The organism is Staphylococcus xylosus (assembly GCF_002732165.1).
Classification (GTDB): Bacteria; Bacillota; Bacilli; order Staphylococcales; family Staphylococcaceae; genus Staphylococcus; species Staphylococcus xylosus.
The window spans coordinates 332,107-351,691 of sequence record NZ_MRZO01000001.1 but is presented as its reverse complement, the minus strand read 5'-3'; the positions used below and the strand labels follow the sequence as shown (position 1 = coordinate 351,691).

General features: G+C 31.9%; 20 protein-coding genes. 6 read left to right on the top strand and 14 right to left on the bottom strand.

Annotation, left to right across the window (positions count from 1 at the left end):
• Positions 1–118: 118 nt before the first annotated feature.
• From BTM19_RS01770 to BTM19_RS01760, 3 genes are read right to left on the bottom strand one after another with little or no spacing between them, the layout of a single operon-like run.
• Positions 119–856, bottom strand: coding sequence for a pseudouridine synthase (locus BTM19_RS01770; protein WP_029377238.1), 738 nt, complete (start codon positions 854–856; stop codon positions 119–121).
• Entirely contained in the window at positions 849–1,391 is a 543-nt protein-coding gene (scpB, locus tag BTM19_RS01765; protein WP_029377237.1) for an SMC-Scp complex subunit ScpB, read from the bottom strand. The genes BTM19_RS01770 and scpB overlap by 8 nt, the downstream gene beginning before the upstream one ends.
• Positions 1,381–2,115: a segregation and condensation protein A gene (locus tag BTM19_RS01760; protein ID WP_029377236.1), complete on the bottom strand. Its 735-nt coding sequence runs from the start codon at positions 2,113–2,115 to the stop codon at positions 1,381–1,383. Before BTM19_RS01760 ends, scpB begins: the two co-directional genes overlap by 11 nt.
• A 92-nt stretch (positions 2,116–2,207) precedes the next feature.
• Between BTM19_RS01760 and BTM19_RS01755 the strand changes: the two genes are divergently transcribed.
• Complete coding sequence (locus tag BTM19_RS01755) at positions 2,208–2,714, top strand: DUF309 domain-containing protein (protein WP_058625672.1); 507 nt, start codon at positions 2,208–2,210, stop codon at positions 2,712–2,714.
• A gap of 75 nt (positions 2,715–2,789) precedes the next feature.
• Here the strand turns inward: BTM19_RS01755 and xerD are convergent, their stop codons facing one another.
• The 3 genes from xerD to BTM19_RS01740 form a co-directional block, all read right to left on the bottom strand.
• On the bottom strand, positions 2,790–3,677 hold the full coding sequence (gene xerD, locus BTM19_RS01750) for a site-specific tyrosine recombinase XerD (RefSeq protein WP_029377234.1): 888 nt from the start codon (positions 3,675–3,677) through the stop codon (positions 2,790–2,792).
• Positions 3,678–3,719: 42 nt separating this feature from the next.
• Positions 3,720–4,166, bottom strand: a complete 447-nt coding sequence (fur, locus tag BTM19_RS01745) for a ferric iron uptake transcriptional regulator (RefSeq protein ID WP_029377233.1) — start codon at positions 4,164–4,166, stop codon at positions 3,720–3,722.
• Between the two features lie 103 nt (positions 4,167–4,269).
• Positions 4,270–4,812, bottom strand: a complete 543-nt coding sequence (locus BTM19_RS01740) for an NUDIX hydrolase (RefSeq protein ID WP_029377232.1) — start codon at positions 4,810–4,812, stop codon at positions 4,270–4,272.
• Positions 4,813–4,971: 159 nt separating this feature from the next.
• Here BTM19_RS01740 and BTM19_RS01735 point away from each other — a divergent pair, with 159 nt between their 5' ends.
• The gene (locus BTM19_RS01735; RefSeq protein ID WP_058625673.1) at positions 4,972–5,886 is read left to right on the top strand and encodes an aldo/keto reductase; all 915 of its coding nucleotides are present in this window, start codon (positions 4,972–4,974) and stop codon (positions 5,884–5,886) included.
• A 219-nt stretch (positions 5,887–6,105) separates the two neighbouring features.
• On the opposite strand, the gene BTM19_RS01730 is transcribed toward BTM19_RS01735, so the two are convergent.
• Positions 6,106–6,855, bottom strand: a complete 750-nt coding sequence (locus BTM19_RS01730) for an SDR family NAD(P)-dependent oxidoreductase (RefSeq protein ID WP_029377230.1) — start codon at positions 6,853–6,855, stop codon at positions 6,106–6,108.
• A gap of 136 nt (positions 6,856–6,991) precedes the next feature.
• Here BTM19_RS01730 and proC point away from each other — a divergent pair, with 136 nt between their 5' ends.
• Positions 6,992–7,807 (top strand): pyrroline-5-carboxylate reductase, encoded by an 816-nt coding sequence (proC, locus tag BTM19_RS01725; protein WP_058625674.1) that lies wholly within the window; start codon positions 6,992–6,994, stop codon positions 7,805–7,807.
• A gap of 100 nt (positions 7,808–7,907) precedes the next feature.
• On the opposite strand, the gene rnz is transcribed toward proC, so the two are convergent.
• Positions 7,908–8,828, bottom strand: coding sequence for a ribonuclease Z (gene rnz / locus BTM19_RS01720; RefSeq protein WP_029377228.1), 921 nt, complete (start codon positions 8,826–8,828; stop codon positions 7,908–7,910).
• A 150-nt stretch (positions 8,829–8,978) separates the two neighbouring features.
• Between rnz and zwf the strand changes: the two genes are divergently transcribed.
• Together zwf and BTM19_RS01710 are read left to right on the top strand one after the other, a co-directional pair.
• Entirely contained in the window at positions 8,979–10,463 is a 1,485-nt protein-coding gene (zwf, locus tag BTM19_RS01715) for a glucose-6-phosphate dehydrogenase (RefSeq protein WP_029377227.1), read from the top strand.
• A gap of 414 nt (positions 10,464–10,877) precedes the next feature.
• On the top strand, positions 10,878–11,750 hold the full coding sequence (locus BTM19_RS01710; RefSeq protein WP_029377226.1) for an AraC family transcriptional regulator: 873 nt from the start codon (positions 10,878–10,880) through the stop codon (positions 11,748–11,750).
• 263 nt (positions 11,751–12,013) lie between these two features.
• Here the strand turns inward: BTM19_RS01710 and BTM19_RS01705 are convergent, their stop codons facing one another.
• The 4 genes from BTM19_RS01705 to BTM19_RS01690 form a co-directional block, all read right to left on the bottom strand.
• Entirely contained in the window at positions 12,014–13,663 is a 1,650-nt protein-coding gene (locus BTM19_RS01705; protein ID WP_029377225.1) for a glycoside hydrolase family 13 protein, read from the bottom strand.
• A gap of 1 nt (position 13,664) precedes the next feature.
• The gene (locus BTM19_RS01700) at positions 13,665–14,678 is read right to left on the bottom strand and encodes a LacI family DNA-binding transcriptional regulator (RefSeq protein ID WP_029377224.1); all 1,014 of its coding nucleotides are present in this window, start codon (positions 14,676–14,678) and stop codon (positions 13,665–13,667) included.
• A gap of 222 nt (positions 14,679–14,900) precedes the next feature.
• Positions 14,901–16,310: an NADP-dependent phosphogluconate dehydrogenase gene (gene gndA / locus BTM19_RS01695; RefSeq protein WP_029377223.1), complete on the bottom strand. Its 1,410-nt coding sequence runs from the start codon at positions 16,308–16,310 to the stop codon at positions 14,901–14,903.
• A gap of 68 nt (positions 16,311–16,378) precedes the next feature.
• Positions 16,379–17,515: a M20/M25/M40 family metallo-hydrolase gene (locus BTM19_RS01690; protein WP_058625676.1), complete on the bottom strand. Its 1,137-nt coding sequence runs from the start codon at positions 17,513–17,515 to the stop codon at positions 16,379–16,381.
• Between the two features lie 207 nt (positions 17,516–17,722).
• Between BTM19_RS01690 and prli42 the strand changes: the two genes are divergently transcribed.
• Complete coding sequence (prli42, locus tag BTM19_RS13025; RefSeq protein ID WP_017724546.1) at positions 17,723–17,821, top strand: stressosome-associated protein Prli42; 99 nt, start codon at positions 17,723–17,725, stop codon at positions 17,819–17,821.
• A 121-nt stretch (positions 17,822–17,942) separates the two neighbouring features.
• Here the strand turns inward: prli42 and BTM19_RS01685 are convergent, their stop codons facing one another.
• Both BTM19_RS01685 and brxB read right to left on the bottom strand, forming a co-directional pair.
• Positions 17,943–18,935, bottom strand: a complete 993-nt coding sequence (locus BTM19_RS01685) for an aromatic acid exporter family protein (protein ID WP_029377221.1) — start codon at positions 18,933–18,935, stop codon at positions 17,943–17,945.
• A 12-nt stretch (positions 18,936–18,947) separates the two neighbouring features.
• A complete protein-coding gene (gene brxB / locus BTM19_RS01680) occupies positions 18,948–19,385 on the bottom strand; it encodes a bacilliredoxin BrxB (RefSeq protein ID WP_058625677.1) in 438 nt (145 codons plus the stop codon).
• Between the last annotated feature and the right edge of the window lie 200 nt (positions 19,386–19,585).

The following is a 19,585-nucleotide window of genomic DNA, read 5'->3' as shown; positions in this document are numbered from 1 at the left end:
TCCCACACTGCTACTTTCAAATTTAACAATATTATATCATAGGTTCGTCTTTAAAAGTGACTATGCATTAAAGTTTGTGAAAAAATTCTCATAAGCATAGAAGTGGCGAAATTAATATCTATTTACCGTGCTCTGCAAGGTGACGAATTGTTTTAACTTCATGTGGCGTTAAAACTCTGCCTTCACCTGCATTCAAGCCTTTTAAATTTAGTGGGCCGAATTCAATACGTTGGAGTTTAGTTACTTGATGGCCAAAATGTTCAAACATTCGACGAACTTGACGGTTACGTCCCTCAGTAATGGTAATTTCAACAAGCGTATTATTTTTATCTTTATCTTGATTTTTCACTTTAACAATTGCAGGTTGTGTGACACCATCTTCTAATTTAATACCTTGTTCCAATGCTTTAACTTCTTCTCTCATCAGATATCCTTTTAATTTAACAACATACTTTTTCTTTATTTTATAACTAGGATGGGTCATTAGATTTGTAAATTCTCCATCATTTGTTAATAACAGTAATCCGGAAGTATCATAGTCTAAACGTCCAACAGGATAGATTCTAGTTTTAATTTCTTTGAAATAGTCAGTTACTACTTTTCTGCCTCTATCGTCAGATACACTTGTTATCACTTGTGCTGGTTTATAAAATAAAATGTATAACTTATCTTCTTGTTCTAGTTTAATACCTTCAACCTCTATACTATCTGAATTTTTTACTTTAGTTCCTAATTCAGTAACAACTGAACCATTGACTTTAACCTTACCTTCTGTAATAAGCGTTTCTGCTTTACGGCGGGATGTGTAACCACTATTAGCTATACGTTTTTGTAATCTTTCTGTCTCTTTATTCATTATTTTCTCCTTTTTGATTCACTAAATTACTGAAGAAAGCTTCTATTTCTTCATCTTCTTCATCTGTCGTAGGTAAATCGTCCAAATGCTCAATACCAAATACATTTAGAAACAATTCGGTAGTATAGAGTTGTTGGCTTCTTGAATCAGCTTGCTCTTTTGCTTCTACGAGTCCTCTAGCGATTAAAGTTTTTACAGCACCATCAGAATTAATACCTCTAATCATTTCTATATCACTTCGAGATAAAGGTTGATTATAGGCAATGATAGATAAAGATTCCATTGCTGCTTGTGATAACTTCATTTTTGATTTTTGTTCAATTAATTTTTCAATATATTCTGAAGCTTCTTTTTTAGTTGTTAATACATAAGTTTGTCCAAATTGTTGTATCATTAGTCCATCGGATTGATATGTATTTACAAGTTCTGTTAATGTAGTCTCATCTATTTCTAGTATTTCAAGTATTTGTTTTTTGTCTAATCCTTCATCACCAGCTGTATATAGTAGTGATTCTAAAATCCCTTTAACGTTCAATGCCATAATTTACCCCTCTTAAAATATTGATATCCTCAAAACTTTTGGGTTGTTCAATGTTAACAATACCAGATTTGGACATTTCAAGTATTGCTAGAAAATGTGTTACAACCATTTCTACAGGTTCAGTAAAATTAAATAAACTAAAGAAATTAAATGAATCATGTTGCTTTAAACGTTCAGAAACTTGAGTCGTTGCCTGTTGAATAGTAAATGTTTCTTTGCGTATATCAACAGTTTTAGGTGTATTAAATTCTACCCTATTCTTCACTTTCTGATAGGCAATGATTAATTCTGTTAAATCAATTGTATTTTCTGAATCCCATGTTTCTGTTGATTCTAAATGTGATAAATCGGTTGGGTGCTTTGAAAAATAGTAAGCGCGCTCTGATTTCTTTTCATTTAGTATTTCCGTGTAAGCTTTATAATTTTGATATTCTATTAAACGACCGACTAAGTCATCACGTGGGTCGTCATCTAAAGTTTCTTCTTCATCTGTTTGTGGTAATAGCAACTTACTCTTAATCACAAGTAATTCAGAAGCCATTACTAAATATTCACTTGCAATATTTATTTCTAACTGATTCATCGCATGAATATATTGCATATATTGCTCAGTTAATTCCTTCATTGGAATATCATAAATATCAATTTCAATTTTTTGAATAAGATGCAATAATAAGTCTAATGGACCATTAAAGGCATCTAACTTTACTTCATACATTTTATCTACCTCGTATCGCAAGTTAAGTGCGTAATTCACTAAAATATTATAGCATGTTTATAGTAAACATTTAAATTTGGAGCGGTTTTAATATGAAAAAAGCATTAAAAGATTTTTATTTTCACTTTCACACTAAACAGCACTACTTTTTATGTCATGATATATTAGAAGAAGCATGGAAAGACAACGAACCCTTTCGCAAAGATGATGCTGTTGTAAGTTTAATCCTGTTAGCAACAGGGTGTTATCATTTTCGTCGAGCTAATCATAAAGGTGCTATGAAATCATTTAGTAAAGCATTAAATGTAATCCAAGCTTATACTAATGATACAGAATTAGGCATTGAATTAGAATCTTATAAAACATTACTTTTAGAATTGATAGAAGCAACTAAAAATAACAATGAATTTGTACCGATTCAGTTACCGTTAACACCAACTATGCACCAAGCTATATTAAAGGCTTATCCTAACTATACAATGACCGATTATACTATTAAGGACAGTTATATAGTAAATCATCATTTAGAAAGAGATCGTTCCGAAGTGACTGCTGCGCGTTTACAAGCACTTCACGAAAGAAGAAATGCCAAAATGTAATAATGCAATGACTATTTTGAATATTAGACATATAAAAACACAGGCTAGTTATTCTACGAATAAACTGGTCTGTGTTTATGCACGTGGATGGAATTCATTATACATTTTACGAATTTGTGATTTTGATACGTGCGTGTATAGTTGAGTTGTAGAAATGTCGGAATGTCCTAACATCTCTTGAACTGCTCGCAAGTCTGCGCCATTTTCTAGTAAATGTGTTGCGAATGAATGCCTTAAGGTATGTGGTGTTAAAGATTTGTTAATATTTGCTTTGACACCATTTAATTTGATCATTTTCCATATCGCCTGTCTAGACAAAGGTTTACCGTGCATATTTAAAAATAATACGTCAGTTACGGTTTTTTTTAATAATTGTGGCCTCACTGTATCTATGTATTTAGTTAAATAATCGATAACAGCATCTCCCAATGGAATTATTCGCTCCTTGTTTCCTTTACCGAAAACTTTAACAAAGCCCATAATTAAATTGATATCTTCAAGCTCAATATGAATTAATTCAGAAACACGCATACCTGTAGCATATAGAAGTTCTAACATTGTACGGTCTCTGTAACCATTATTTTTTGATAGGTCTGGTGTTTCTAATAATGCCAAGACTTCATTGATTTCTAATACATCAGGTAATTTACGATCATACCTAGGTGTTTCAATTAGTACAGTTGGATCTTTTGCTGCGTATTTTTCTCTTAAAGCAAATTGGTGAAAACTTCTAACCGTTGAAATAAAACGTGCTAATGATTTTGCAGATGCCCCATCATCATGTAAGTGACCAAGACATAGTTGCACAGCTTGTCTATCTACAAAGTCAATGTGGCTAATTTTTTGAAGTTCTATAAAATCCTTGTATTTTTTTAAATCTCTACGATATGCACCAATTGTATTAGTGCTCAAACCTTTTTCTAATTGTATAAATTTCAAGTATTCTTCAATTATGTCATCCAAGCCTAACACCTCTATTCATAAAAGGTTTTTGTTCGTACATGATTATTTACCCTTAGCTTGGCAATTTGAACATACACCATGAAAGGTTAAACGGTGGTCTAAGATTCTAAAATCAAAATCTTGTTCAACACGTTCTTCTACTTGAGGCAATAAATCTTCTTCAATTTCTTCAACTTTACCACATTCCATACATACAAGATGATGGTGGAAATGTTTAGCTCCTTCTTTACGCAAATCAAATCGAGCAACACCATCTCCAAAATTAATTTTATCAACTACTTTAAGTTCTGATAATAACTCAAGTGTACGATACACAGTAGCTAGACCTATTTCAGGTGCTTTGTCTTTTACTTTTAAATATACATCTTCAGCACTTAAATGATCTTTCTCATTTTCAATTAATACACGTAACGTCGCTTCACGTTGTGGCGTTAATTTATATGAAGATTGTTGTAATTGTTGCTTCACGCGATTTAGACGTTCTTCCACGGAAGCCTCACTCCCCTACTAATAATTATAATCATTTTAATTTGTATAATGATTTATATATAAAATACCAGTAATTGATAAAATACGCAAGTAAACTCGTTTCTTATTTATAATCATTATAATTAAGTAGTAAGTGTTGTATCGCAATAATGGTTTTAGCATCCTCAAGTTCTTTATTTTTCAGCATATCTTCGACTTCTAATAAAGAATACTGTTCTAATTCAATAAATTCATCATCATCTAAATTCATTTGACCTGTTTTTAAGTCTTTAGCTAAATAAATTGATATTTTTTCATTTGAAAAACCAGGAGACCCATACATCTCAGTTATTAATTCTAACTCATCAGCAATATAGCCAGTTTCTTCTTCTAGCTCACGTTTAGCCGCTTCTGTACGCACTTCATCTATTTCTAGTTTGCCTGCTGGGATTTCTAATAATGGTTTTTCAGCTGGTTTACGAAATTGTTTAACGAGTAATACTTTATTCTCAGGAGTTAATGCACAGACTGCTACCGCGCCATTGTGATAAACAAGTTCACGTTTAGACGTTTTACCATCGGGTAATTCAACATCGTGTACTTCTAAGTCAATAATAGATCCTTGATAAATGGATGTTTTATGTATTGTCTTTTCATATAGGTTCATTTTAATCACGTTCCTTTTATTTGGTTTAAGTTATTGTTAAGATATATACGGTAGTATGTAGGGAGTAACTATTACAGTTAATATAAATATCCAGTTAAGTAATATTGCGTATATTATTTTTACGCCCTATGAATTAAGTGTATCGAAAGGAGAAACGACATGCAAAAAAATGTATTGAGAAGTGGTATCGAGGTTTCGGAATTAGGTTTGGGTTGTATGAGTTTAGGTACTGATTATAATAAAGCAGAACCTATTATTGAACGTGCGATAGAACATGGCATCACTTATTTTGATACAGCAGATATTTATGACAAAGGTATTAATGAGGATATCGTGGGTAAAGCATTAAAAAAATACCAAGATAGAGATGATATCGTTATAGGTACAAAAGTTGGTAATCATTTAGCAGAAGATGGTTCTACATTCTGGGACCCATCAAAAACTTATATTAAAAAAGCTGTGAAAGACTCACTAAAGCGTTTAGGATTAGATCATTTAGATTTATATCAATTGCACGGCGGTACTATTGATGACCCATTAGATGAAACGATTAGTGCATTTGATGAGTTAAAACAAGAAGGTTTAGTTCGTGCGTATGGAATTTCATCCATACGTCCAAATGTAATTGATTATTATTTGAAACATAGTGATATTGAAACGTTAATGTCACAATTTAACTTAATTGATAATAGACCAGAAACGTTATTGGATGATATTCATGCTCAAAGGGTTAAAGTACTTGCACGCGGACCCGTATTTAAAGGGTTATTAACTTCTAATAGTAATAAAGCTTTAGATGACAAGTTTGCTGAAGGTATTTTTGATTATAGTTATCAAGAATTAGGAGAAACGATTGCTTCTATTAAAGAGATAGAAAGTAATTTAACAGGTTTGACATTTAATTATCTTACTTCGCATGATGCCTTAGGCTCAATTATAGTTGGCGCAAGTAGTGTTGATCAATTAGATGAGAATGTGAAGAATTATGAGCATTCAAAAGATATCAGTTTAGAACAATTAAAGGCTGCCCGTGAAAGAGTTAAAAATTTAGAGTATACGCAACATTTGAAATAATGAGCTAAAGCTCGTGTACTAAGGTCACTAATTTATTAAATTAGTGATCTTTTTTATAGGTTGATTATCTAAGAAAGTGGTTTTCAATGATTATCTGAGCTAACGCTCATGCATAATACATAAGTCCCACTAACTCTTAAAAAGTGGAACACCTGAGTACTTACTCAGGCGTAAGAGCCACTAATTCTTACAAGAAGTGGCTCTTTAAGTAGTGGGACTTTATATTTTGTTTTTAAACAGGAATGTGAAATGTTTTTCTACGAATCGTGGCGCTATTTGATATATTCTTAAAAATAAATGCATCCATTTAGGTTCATTGATTTCTTGTTTTTTACTGAGCATCCCTTTTATGATCTTATGAGCTAATTCATCAGGATCAAGCATAATACTTTTATATTTTTGGGCAAAGGATAATGATGGATCTGCTTTTTCGTGAAATGGCGTGGCAATTGGCCCTGTATTAACTGTTAATACATGATAATTAGTTTTTTCAATACGTAAGGCGTTTAACACTTGATTAAATGCAGCTTTACTGGCTCCGTAATGTGCTGCGTATGCTTGTGTTAAAAATGCAGATTGGCTACCAATACCAACGATTGTAGGAAATTGACTGAAAAACGGTTGTAACGTAGTTAACAATGTATTGAAATTAACTACATTTAAGTTATAAGTTTCAAGCATTTCTTCTGTTGAATGTTGTTCTATAGATTTGAAATAACCTAATCCTGAACTATAGATAATACCATCAATTAGTTTCTTGTTAAATTCGTTCTTGAGATTTAAAATTTGTTTGTGAGATTGTAAATCACATTTTATGACTGTTAATAATGAACTGTCATACTTTTTTTTAATTTTTTGTGGATTACGTGCAAGTACAGTTACGTGTACCTGTTTGCTTAATAATATTTCTAATAAAGATTGACCTAATCCACTTGTGCCTCCAGTCAACACATAATGTTTCCCAATCATATAGACACCCCTGCCTTTGTTAATTTAATTCCAGTATAAACGAAAAGATTTATATATGTCATCTATTAATATTAGCCATATGTTAAAACTATGTTAGTATGGATACATAAAAACTTAGAGGAAGTGAAATGTTCACATGAAACTAGTATTTTATGGTGCTGGAAATATGGCACATGCAATTTTTACAGGTATCGTTAATTCAAATGTTATTGATTCTAACGATATATATTTAACAAATCGTTCAAATGAAGTTGCTTTAAAAGAATATGCTGATGACTTAGGCGTCAATTACAGCTATGATGATGAAGCTTTATTAAAAGATGCAGATTATGTATTCTTGGGAACGAAACCATATGATTTTGATAATTTAGCAGAAAGAATCAAACCATATATTGTTGAAAATAATAAATTTATATCAATAATGGCCGGTTTACCAATTAGTTATATTCGTGAAAAATTGGATTTTAACAGTCCAATTGCTCGTATTATGCCAAATACGAATGCACACGTCGGTCATTCTGTAACAGGCATTAGTTTTTCTAGTAACTTTGGGGCAAAATCAAAAGAAGAAGTTGATAGTTTAATCAATGCATTCGGTTCAGCGATAGAAGTCTCTGAAGATAATTTACATCAAGTGACTGCTATTACTGGGAGCGGACCAGCATTTTTATATCATGTTTTTGAACAGTATGTAACTGCTGGAACTAGGCTAGGTCTTGAAAAAGCTCAAGTCGAAGAATCTATACGTAATTTAATTATTGGAACAAGTAAAATGATTGAACGCTCAGAATTAAGTATGGAACAGTTGAGAAAGAACATCACTTCTAAAGGTGGTACAACACAGGCTGGCTTAAATGCATTAAGTCAACATGACTTAGAAAGTGTGTTTGAAGATTGTTTAAGAGCGGCAGTCAATCGAAGCGTTGAATTATCAAATCAAGATGATGAATAAATCAATTTTAGCTTAATTGACGTTTGTTAATAAATTTATAAAAAAATGTGGTTAGGACATTCATTATGTCTCAACCACATTTTTTATTTTAAACAAGTAATTAAAATGTCCAAGAATCAAAATCTTTAACGAAAGTGAATGGCGGTGTGGAAGGTTTTGATTTAAGTGATAAGCTAATATCTTCTATTTCACTCAAAGTATATCGATTACTTAAATGCGTGATTAAACTATACTCCACTTGCGCTGTTTCTATTAAGTTAAACACGTCTTCGATATGACTGTGATGATAATTGTTTGCTAATGATTTATCACCTTCAATATATGTACTTTCGTGGACCATAACATTGGCCTTATCTGCAATAATTGCTTCATTATTACATGGCATAGTATCACCAAAAATTGCAATAACAGGCCCCTTAGTTGCTTCTCCTTTAAAGTCTTTCGAAGTATAGATTTGACCATTATATTCAAAAGTTTCATTATTTTTAACTTCTTGGTATTTAGGCCCAGGTTCAAGACCTATTCTTTTAAGGGCAGCTACATCAATTTTACCAGATGTATAAGGTGCCTCTATGCGATAACCAAACGACGGTATACCATGTTTTAACATATGCGCTTCTACATTAAAACCATTATTTTGATATGATAAATGATCTTCTATTTCTATGTAAGTAATTGGATAATTTAATTTCGATTCAGATAACTGTAAAGTTGTTTCTATAAATGCTTTTATCCCCTTTGGCCCAACGACAGTTAAACCTTTTCCTTCGCCACCTTGAAAAGATCTGCTTGTTAGTAAACCAGGCAATCCAAAAATGTGATCGCCATGCATATGCGTGATAAAAATATGATCAACTTTACCTAGTTTTATGGAATGGTGCAAAATCTGGTGTTGGGTAGCTTCACCTACATCAAATAACCAGATACTATTAGAATATGGTTCTAAATTTAAAGCGATAGCTTGCGTGTTACGTTCTTTTGTTGGTAGACCAGCACTCGTACCAAAAAATGTGATTTCCATGCATGTGCCTCCTCTTCTTGTTCACATTTTATCACAGAAAAGAATAAAAAATATATTAAAAATAAATTCTTTTAAGCAAAATGGTAGGAACATGTCTTATTATTGTTCTATAATAAATACAGATTTATAAAAAGAATTGAGGTTTTGATCTTGAATACTAAAAATAAAGACATTCCATGCTTAATAACAATTTTTGGGGCAACTGGGGATTTGAGTCATAGAAAATTATTCCCGTCATTGTTCCATTTATATCAACAAGAAAATTTAAATGAGCAAGTTGCTATAATTGGTATTGGTAGAAGAGACTTAACAAATGATGATTTCCGTAATCAAGTGAAATCATCAATACAAGAACATGTTAAAGATACAAAACATTTAGATAAATTTATGGAACACGTTTTTTATCATAAGCATGATGTTAGTGATGAATCAAGTTATCAATCATTACTAGAAGTAAGTAATAAGCTTGATAGTGAATTCCAGTTAAATGGAAACAGACTATTTTACTTAGCGATGGCACCTAAATTCTTTGGTGTAATTTCAGATTATTTGAAATCATCTGGATTAACAGATACAACAGGCTTCAAGCGTCTTGTTATTGAAAAACCATTTGGTACAGATTTAGCATCAGCTGAAAAATTAAATGAACAATTGCGTCGTTCATTTAAAGAAGAAGAAATTTATCGTATCGATCATTACTTAGGTAAAGATATGGTACAAAATATTGAAGTTTTACGTTTTGCCAACGCGATGTTTGAACCTCTGTGGAACAATAAATATATTTCTAATATTCAAGTTACGTCTTCAGAAGTGCTTGGCGTCGAAGATAGAGGAGGCTATTACGAATCTAGCGGTGCCTTAAAAGATATGGTACAAAACCATATGTTACAAATGGTTGCTCTACTTGCGATGGAAGCGCCGATCAGCTTAAACAGTGAAGACATCAGAGCAGAAAAAGTTAAGGCATTAAAGTCATTACGTAAACTAGAAACAGAAGAAGTACGCCATAACTTTGTTCGTGGACAATACGATGAAGGTACAATTGATGGTAAAAAAGTTCCTAAATATAGAGATGAAGATAGAGTAGCTGAAGACTCTACGACTCCTACATTTGTCTCTGGTAAATTAACTATCGATAATTTCAGATGGGCTGGTGTCCCATTTTATATTAGAACTGGTAAACGAATGAAGAGCAAAACGATTCAAGTAGTCGTTGAATTTAAAGAAGTTCCTATGAATTTATATTATGAAACAGATAAAAAATTAGATTCTAATTTACTCGTTATTAATATCCAGCCTAATGAAGGTGTATCATTACATTTAAATGCGAAGAAAAATGTCCAAGGTATTGAGACTGAACCTGTCCAATTATCATATGCTATGAGTGCACAAGATAAGATGAATACAGTGGATGCATATGAAAACTTACTCTTTGATTGTTTAAATGGAGATGCCACAAACTTTACGCATTGGGAAGAATTAAAATCTACTTGGAAATTTGTAGATGCTATACAAGAAGAATGGAATCAAAACGAGCCAGAATTCCCTAACTACGAATCAGGTTCAAATGGTCCATTGGAAAGTGATTTGCTATTAAGTAGAGATGGTTTCCATTGGTGGGACGATATCCATTAACCGCTAAGTAAAAATTATGAGGTTTTAATATAATGTTGCTTTATAACATCGTAACTATGACGTTATAAAGCATTTATATAGCGATATTTATGAACTACTATAATTTTTGATTATTAACAAATTTAAGTCAAGAGAGCATGGCGTGAAATCAATTGTAAATATTTGATTTCGGTCGCGCTCTCTTTTTCTTATATCTTTTTTCTTATATCTTTTTTGTGTTATTATTTAATTTATTGAAGTAAACAGTAGATTAAATCTGTTATTTACATTTTACCCTATTAATTATTTTTTAGATGTAAGTGAAACAGAAATGATGTAGAATATACTTAATTAGTAAATATGCCAAGCATATGGATATAGTATTAAATAGGTTAAAAGTGAAAAGTAGTTAAATGAAAATTAGGAGTGAAAGTTTTGGACGTTATCAAGCAAATACAACAGGCAATTGTTTATATTGAGGATCATTTGCTAGAGCCTTTTCATTTGCAATCACTCAGTGATTACGTTGGTCTTTCACCTTATCATCTTGATCAATCGTTTAAAATGATAGTTGGTCAATCCCCCACTGAATATGCTAGAGCTCGTAGAATGACTTTGGCAGCAAAAGAAATTATCAGTGGTTCAAGTCGGTTAGTAGATGTTGCAAAAAAGTACAATTATGCTAATACAAATGAATTTGCAAATGACTTTAGCGATTTTCATGGTGTCTCACCTATACAAGTAAATACAAAGCGTGATGAATTAAAGATGCAAGCTAGGCTTTATATCAAACTTACAACAACAGAAAAGCCGCCGAATACTTACCGTTTAGAAGATACAGAAGGTATTTCATTAGTGGGATATGCTCGATTTGTTGATTCAAATCATTTAGAAAATCCATTTAAGGTTCCTGACTTTTTAGATGATTTACTTAATGAAGACAAAATAACTGAGCTTCAACGCTATAATGATATTGGTCCGCATGAATTGTTTGTCGTTAATTGTCCCCTAGATGAAGGTATGGAAATATTTGTTGGTGTTCCAAGTGAAAGATACCCTGCTCATTTAGAAAGCCGATTTTTGCCAGAAAGACAATATGCAAAATTTAATTTGCAAGGAGAACTCGATTACGTAGTAAATGAAGCTTGGTATTATATTGAAACTAGCCTACAAATGACTTTACCGTACGAACACAATAGTCTTTATGTAGAAATTTACCCTTTCGATATTTCATTTGACGACCCATTCACTAAAGTTCAATTATGGATGCCTGTTGACCAGGAACAATATTTAACTGACGATTTTTAAGTAGTGTCATTACTAACATTTGAAAGTATGTTTATGTGAAAAACACAAATTTTAAAGTACGAAATTAAATACTGCCAACAAAAAAAGATGCTTTGCTGGCAGTAAGATTAAAAACACATATAAAAGCTATATTTAATATAATAAAATATCATTGTGAGTATAGGCTGACGATATCTTAATAGAAATTTAGATATCGTTTACCTATGCTTTTTTATATGAAAACTTTCAATAGCTAGTCTATGATTTTTCTTAAACATTAATTATTACGTCGATAAAACAAACGCTTCAAAAGGCTTGAGAGCATTAATATCTATTCCTTCATTTTTATAATTATGAAGTAAAATATTATCCTGATTTATTGAATTATCATATTTGAACGTAGCAGTCTGATTTGTTAAGTTAGCTACAATTAGTACTTTTTTGTTGTTTAGTGTTCTCGTATAAGCAAATACTTGCTCATTATTCTTATCTACTAAATCAAATGTACCGTATGTGTATATATCATCTGATTTTTTTAAGGTAATTAATGATTTATAAAAGTTTAATATTGAATTTGGATCTTGCTGCTGTTCAGCAACATTAATCGCTTTATAATTTGGATTTACTGGGAACCAAGGACTATGTTCTGAAAAGCCACTATTTGTTTGATTGTTCCATTGCATTGGTGTCCTTGAATTATCTCTGTTCTCCATTTTATGTTTTTCCAATAATGCTGAAACATCTCCATTTTGTGATTTAACAATATTATATTCGTTAACTACTGCAACATCATTAAATGTTTCAACACTTTCAAAAGGATAGTTTGTCATTCCGATTTCTTGTCCTTGATAAATAAAAGGTGTACCTTGTTGTAAGAAATAGACAATAGCATGGCTTGTAGCTGATTCATACCAATAATTTTGGTCGTCTCCCCATGTTGAGACGCGACGAGGTTGGTCATGGTTCTCTATAAACAGTGCGTTCCATCCTACATTCTCTAATTGTTTCTGCCATCTATTAAGAACGTCTTTATAAGCTTTAACGTCAAATTTAGAATCACCAGTATTCCATAAACCTAAATGCTCAAATTGGAATATCATATTAAACTTTCCTTCATTTTCCCCTACCCATTCCACTGCATTTTCTGGGTTTACACCATTTGCTTCACCGACTGTCATAATATCGTACTGATTTAATGATTTTTCTTTCATTTCTTGTAACCAACTTTGAATTCCAGGTTGATTCATATCTACATCAAATGCAGGGGCATAAGTTTTTCCTTCTGGAACAGGTAAATCTCCTGCTTCAAACGATTTCTTAATATGAGTGATTGCATCTACTCTAAAACCATCGATTCCTTTTTCAAACCACCAATTCATCATTTCGAAAATAGCATGACGAACTTCTTTATTGTCCCAATTTAAGTCTGGCTGCTTTTTGCTAAATAAGTGGAAGTAATATTCACCTGTAGTGTCATCATATTCCCATGTAGAACCATTAAATATACTTTCCCAATTATTAGGTTCTGAGCCATCGGTTTTAGGTTCTTGCCATATATACCAATCACGTTTAGGGTTATCTTTGCTGGATTTAGATTCTATAAACCATGGATGCTCATCAGAAGTATGATTAACAACTAGATCAAGAATTAATTTCATGCCACGTTGATGAACACTTTCTAACAATAAATTAAAATCGTCCATTGTTCCAAATTCATCCATAATATCAGTATAATCACTAATGTCATAGCCGTTATCATCATTAGGAGATTTATACATAGGGCTTAACCATATCACATCAATGCCTAATTCATTTAAGTAATCTAACTTTTCAATAACTCCAGGTAAATCACCGATACCATCATTATTAGAATCATTAAAACTTCTTGGATAAATTTGATATGCTACTGCTTCTTTCCACCATTGTTTGTTCATACTATACCTCCTGAATTGTTGTGGTTGATTCACGTTCAATAATTGTTGTTGGTATTAATTTATAAAAATCTAAGATATTGTGACCTTGTATAATATTTATAGCTGATTCAGCTGCTGTTTCTCCGAGTAGTTTCGGATAAATATCCACAGTTGTTTGTGGTGGAGATGCAAATGCATTTAAATAAGAATCATTAAATGTTGCCGTTTGAATATCTGTAGGTATATGCAACTTTAATTCATAAAAAATACTTAATATTAGGTGATTCAGTAGTGTGTCGGAAGTAATGACGACAGTCGGTAATGTACAATGTTCAATAAGATCTTGAAAAAATGATCTAATATAGTGGCGATTTTTAGCAAAATACACAATATCGGTTACTGAATCGGTCTGTTCTATAGCATTTAAATGGCCTGCTATCCTATCTTTTAAAACTTCATAGTTACCTGTTTCTGCTACAAATAAAAATTTATTATGTCCTTTATCAATTAAATACCGTGTTAATGATTGCGATGCACTTACATTGTCATTATCTATATGAATGATGCCATCATCTGTTAAAGGCTTACCAATAATCACATATGGCATGGCGTGTGATTTTAATATATCAACTATAGGATCATTCTTTTTAGAATAAAGTACTATAAAGCCATCAACAGAATGATAATGAATCATTTCTTGGACTTCTAGTTCTATCTCAATCCTCTGACATTTTGTAGTTGAAATTGTGGCATACCCATGATTTTTACATTTGCTAAAAATACCAGAAAGTACATCTAAAACAAATGGATTTTGACTATCTTCAATAGAAGCAGACTTTTGTATAATACCAATTGTATTTGATTGTTTTGTTGCTAACGTTCTCGCTGCTCGGTTTGGTTGATAATTGAAAGATTTCATAGCTGCCTTTACTTTTTCTCGTGTTTGTATACTAATTCTTGGGTTGCCACTGATAACTCTTGAAACAGTTGAAGTTGAAACATTAGCTGCTTGGGCAATGTCTTTAATTGTGACCATAAACGCCTTCCTTTGTTTAGTTTCTATACGAAACCTTATGTAACTAACTCTTATAATAATTAAAGCTATTCAGCATGTCAAAGAATTTGTGCAAGCGTTTGCACAAAATCATTTTTAAAAATTTAGAAAAAGTTATAAGATACAAAAACTACCCGCAACTAAAGACACATGTCTTTGGTTACGGGTAGTTTATTTTTTATAAAATTAAATCAACAGTTAATCTTAATCTTCAATCCATTGTGTATGGAATACTCCATCGCGATCTTTACGCTCATAAGTATGTGCGCCGAAATAATCACGTTGAGCTTGGATTAAGTTAGCTGGTAAGTTTTCTGAGCGATAACTATCATAATAGTTAATACTTGCAGAGAAACCAGGTGTTGGTACACCATTTTGAACACCAGTTGCAACTACATCACGTAATGCATCTTGATAATTCGTTACAATATCTTTGAAGTATGGATCTAATAATAAGTTCTGTAATTCATTATCATTATCATATGCTTCTTTAATTTTTTGTAAGAATTGTGCACGAATAATACAACCTTCACGCCAAATCATAGCTAATTCACCTAGTTTTAAATTCCATTCGTTATCTTCACTAGCTTTTCTCATTTGAGCGAAACCTTGTGCATATGAACAAATTTTACTCATATATAGTGCTTTACGAATTTTTTCAAGGAACTCATCTTTATTTCCTTCAAATTTAGAACGTGGACCATTTAATTGTTTAGAAGCATTAACACGTTCTTCTTTTATTGAAGAAATAAAACGAGCAAATACTGACTCTGTAATAATTGTTAATGGAATTCCTAATTCTAAAGCGTTGATTGATGTCCATTTACCTGTGCCTTTTTGGCCAGCAGTATCTAAAATTTGTTCAACTAGAGCTTCGTCTTTACCTTCATCTAATTTAGTAAAGATATCACCAGTAATTTCAATTAAATAACTTGATAATTCACCAGCATTCCAGTCTTTAAAAGTATTTGAAATTTCTTCGTGAGACATGCCTAATAAATCTTTCATCATTGCATAACTTTCTGCAATTAATTGCATATCTGCGTATTCAATACCGTTGTGCACCATTTTTACATAGTGACCTGCACCATTTGGACCGATATAAGCGACACAAGAAGCACCATCATCAGCTTTAGCTGAGATTGATTCTAAAATATGACTTACTTTATCGAATGCGTCTTTTTGACCGCCTGGCATTAATGAAGGACCTGTTAACGCACCAACTTCACCACCGGATACACCCATTCCGATAAAGTTAACACCGCTCTCAGCAAGTGCTTTGTTACGTCTAATAGTATCTTGATAGTTCGTATTACCACCATCAATTAAGATATCATCGTTATCTAATAATGGTAATAAGCTATCGATTGTTGCATCTGTTGCTGGTCCAGCTTTAACCATTAATAAAATTTTGCGGGGTTTTTCTAAAGAATTAACAAAATCCTCTATAGAGTATGTTGGATGTATGTTTTTACCTTCAGATTCTGTAACCATTTCATCCGTTTTTGCAGATGAGCGATTAAAAACAGAAACGCTATATCCACGTGATTCAATATTCCAAGCAAGATTTTTACCCATTACGGCTAAACCTACTACACCAATTTGTTGTGTCATATTACTAACCTCTCTTATTAAAGTTTTCTAGTATATTGTATCATAAAGACGTAAGAATATTCACTTAATCAGTTTAAAGATTTCTGACTAATTATTTCAACGATCTTAATTAATTGTTCTGTTAACAGGTTTAATGAACTAATAGGCATACGTTCATCAGTAGTATGAATATTTTCATACCCTACACCTAATATTACAGTTGGTATACCTATTTGATTAATGATGTTGCCATCCGATCCACCGCTAGCAATCACTGCCTCAGGAGCTAATCCTAAAGCGACAGCACTTGACTTAGCTACTTTGGTAACTAGCGCATCATTTGCAATTTCAAATCCTGGATAACTTTTAATTATTTCAACATCGGCCGTACAGTCATATCTTTGAGCTGTTTCTTCAAAAACAGACTTCATATGTTCAACTTGAGCTTGTATACTTGACTCTGAATGTGAACGTGCTTCAGCTTTAAGCGTAACTTTATCTGCAATGATATTTGTAGCAGAACCTCCTTCAAAACGACCGATATTTGCAGTCGTAAACTCATCTATTTGTCCTAAATTCATTTCACTAACAGCTTTCGCTGCAATATTAATTGCACTTATTCCTTTATTAGGAGTGCTTGCATGTGCTGTTTTTCCATATATTGTTGCATTGACTTTCATTTGTGTAGGAGCGTGGGTAACTGTTTTACCAACATCAACACTTGCATCGATTGCATAACCATAATCAGCATCTAATAATGTATAATCTAAAGCCTTTGCTCCTTCTAATCCTATTTCTTCCCCCGCTGTTATAACAAATTGTATTTGACCATGTGACAATTCTTGGTCCTTAATTGTTTGTACAAGTTCTAAAATAGCTGCCAATCCAGCTTTGTCGTCAGCACCTAAAATAGTTGTGCCATCGGAATATATGTATCCATCATCTTTAATTTGCGGTTTAATGTCGACACCTGGAGTTACAGTGTCCATGTGACTTGTAAAATACACTTTATCAACATTATCCATATTTTCAGTTGCTAATAATGTACACACTAAATTATTAGCACCCAAACATTTATTAATACTTGCGTTATCTTCTTCTACAGTAACACCTAAAGTTTCAAATTTAGATTTAAGGAATTGTTGTATGGCTTGTTCCTTACCACTTTCAGAATTAATTTGCACTAATTCTAAAAAAGTATCTATAAGTCGTTGTTTATTTATCATTTATAATTCCCCATTCTTATATTTATATCTACTAGTTCAGTTTAACGAAATATATGTAGTAGTAAAACTAATATGACTCTGTGTTCAGACTGATCATATGCTATAATAACAATATAAAACAAATTTAAATTTGAATATAGTTGGTTGATTTTTATGCATGAAAATGTACAGATTAATCCTATTTTCAATGATTTGGAGGAATATAAGTTGAACAATAATAAAGTATTGAGAGTTATTATCGTAGTAATGTTAGTAGCTGTTGTACTTGCATTGATATTAACAAGTGTCGTTCCACTAGTGAATTAATCATTAATTAAGTATATGAATGTTGTATATCCATCTCCTAAAATAAACAAAGCTCACATATAGCATGAGTAAACGACTGAGTATATAAACTCAAACCGCTCTCATACTATATGTGAGCTTTTTATGATGCTGCAGGCTTTTGATCACTGTGAAGACGTAGTGAACCAAATTGTGATTTAACAACTAAATATGCTTCTAATTCATTTAATAATTGTAATAGATTTGCACGCGTTCTAAATCCTTCATGAGTGGTTGGTAATTCTAATTTATTTAATTCTAACCTTATTTCATATAAGGAATGTAGACGTAATACTGTGTAATCATTGCTATTTACATTAGTAGCTACTTCTGCAAATAAATTAGATATTTTGGACAATAAACAATCTTTGGATTCAATATTTTCAATAATTGTAGACATACGGCGTAAAAGCTCTAATTGTTCCTCTCGCATATCAAAATAATGATAATAAGAGTTTTCATTTCTAACAAAATGATTTTTAACATCTCTAAAAGCGATAGATTTTGCCTTCCGAATCGTATATTTCAATTCATCAAAAGCTATATTTACATTATTGTTTGGCTTTTTACATGTATTACTAAATTGCTCAAAAATATAAGTGAATTGTTGTTCGATTTCTTGTTTGTAATGTTTTAAATTACTATCCAAACTAGGCATAATAACGTTCATTAAGAATGCAATTCCCAAACCAACGATTAAAAGCAGAATCTCATTGTAAAACAATTGCAAATCAATGACTGACGCATTGAATACGTGTAATAAGATGACGCAACTGGTTACAACACCCTCTTGTACTTTAAATACCACTGTTAACGGTATAAAAAACAGAACAATTAGACCTAAAACAATCGCACTTTGCCCTAACATACTAAATGCAACAGAACCTAGAATTAGAACCATAAGACATGATACAAAACGAGAAACAATTGCTTGTAGTGAATGTACTTTAGTATGTTTGATACATAAAACAACTAAAATGGCACTGGAAGCAAAATTATCTAAACCCATTAATTTAGCAATTATGATTCCTAGCGCCATTCCAACTGCAGTCTTAATTGTTCTAAATCCGATTCGATATGGATTTAAACTCATCATTTAATAAGACCTCTATTTTTCGTCACAATAAGTGTCGAATAAGTTTTGTAATTGATTAATCACATCCATCACATCATGGCCTTCGATTTGGTGCCTTTCAATCATTTCTGTGACTTTACCATCTTTGACTAAGGAGAACGATGGACTTGATGGAGCAAAGCCTTCAAAATAGTCTCTAGCTTGCTGTGTAGCTTCTTTATCTTGACCAGCAAAAACAGTAACAAGACGATTTGGTAATTTATCATAGTGTAATGCATGCGCTGCTGCTGGTCTCGCAATACCACCTGCACAGCCACAAACAGAATTGACCATTACTAATGTTGTACCCTCTTGTTTTAAAACATTATCTACTTCTTCCGCAGATGTTAATTGTTCGTAACCTGCATCTTCAATTTCATTACGTGCTTGATTAACGACATCTGTCATATATAAATCAAAGTTTAAGTCCATAATAAATTCACCTTTCATTTCAAATTGATATCTTCATTCTACTAATATATATTCAATTGTTCAACATGTGTACACATGATTCAATAAACTTTCAAGAATATTTGCCTTTCAGACATAGATAAAATCGTAAAAATGAAAGTTATTTAATTATAAGTTATTTCTTCTTGCTCAAAATTTATATTTAAATTTTCCTTCAATTG